This is a genomic window from Parafrankia sp. Ea1.12 (assembly GCF_900465275.1).
GTDB lineage: Bacteria > Actinomycetota > Actinomycetes > Frankiales > Frankiaceae > Parafrankia > Parafrankia soli.
The window spans coordinates 1-1,008 of the sequence record NZ_UBIZ01000642.1; the positions used below are offsets into that span (position 1 = coordinate 1).

A 1,008-nucleotide genomic window follows, 5' to 3' on the forward strand; every position below is an offset into this window, starting at 1 on the left:
GTCCTCCGCACCCTCCAGGCCCTGCTCGCCGTCTGGACCGGCGCCTGCCCCACCTGCCAGCGACCCTTCAACCACACACCTCCCGTAACCGTTCACCCGCCAGGAGTCACCTAACGAAGTCCTACTATGGGGATGTGGGTGATGCCAGGATTCCGTAGTGTCGCTGGCACTATGCACTGCCTGTGGCGTCTGCCCGGTTCGGGTGGCACACCACGGTTGTGGTGGTGTGCCGTCGTCGCTGCTCTGATGCTGCTTGGGCTCGATGTCGCCTTCGCGGTGCTGCTGGACCTGCGGCCCGCCCGTGCCGCCACAGCTCTCGTCTCGGCTGCCGCCCAGTTTGCCGCCGCGGCCGCCTGCTTCTGGACCGCCCGGCGGGCACGGAGGGCGGAGCGCCGCTGGCGGGTGTTCATCGGTCTCAGCGCAGCCGGTGCGATGCTCGCCACCCTCGCGGTGGCACCGACGTTTCTGGCCGGTCGCATGCCCCACAGCGGCAGCATGTCCCCGTCCTATGCCGCCTTTCTCTCCCTCTACGGGGTGGCCCTGGCCGGGCTGCTGTCCCTGCCCACCGACCCGGTGGACAGCCGGGACGAGAGCGCCGGCAGGCGGTGGCACCGCGCCTACCGCTGGCATGCGATCACCCTGCTGGACTGCCTGCTGATCGCCGGCTCGCTCATCCTGCTGCAATGGGGGACAGTGCTCGCCACGGTCGTCCAGGCGAGCACCCACCTCAGACCGTTCCAATTCGCTCTGATCCACCAGGGGGCCGGTCTGATCCTCACCACCGCGGTCGTGCTGATCGCCAGCTTCCGCCGCCCGCGCGCCCCGGCGACGATGGCACTGCTCGGCACCGGCCTGCTGACCTACGGACTCACCACCAACGTCATGGCCTACGTCTCCGCGCAGTACGGGTTCCGCATGCCACCCTTGGGCGCGATCGGGTTCGCCTTCGCCTTCCTGCTGGTCTTCCTCGCCGCGCTCGTCCCGGTCCCGACCCGCACGCCCCCCGAG

At 69.8% G+C, this 1,008-nt stretch carries 1 pseudogene; it reads left to right on the forward strand.

Features of this window, described 5'->3' with window-relative positions:
- Nucleotides 1-246: 246 nt before the first annotated feature.
- Nucleotides 247-1,008 (forward strand): annotated as a pseudogene (locus tag FMEAI12_RS34330) (GGDEF domain-containing protein); the annotation flags it as partial.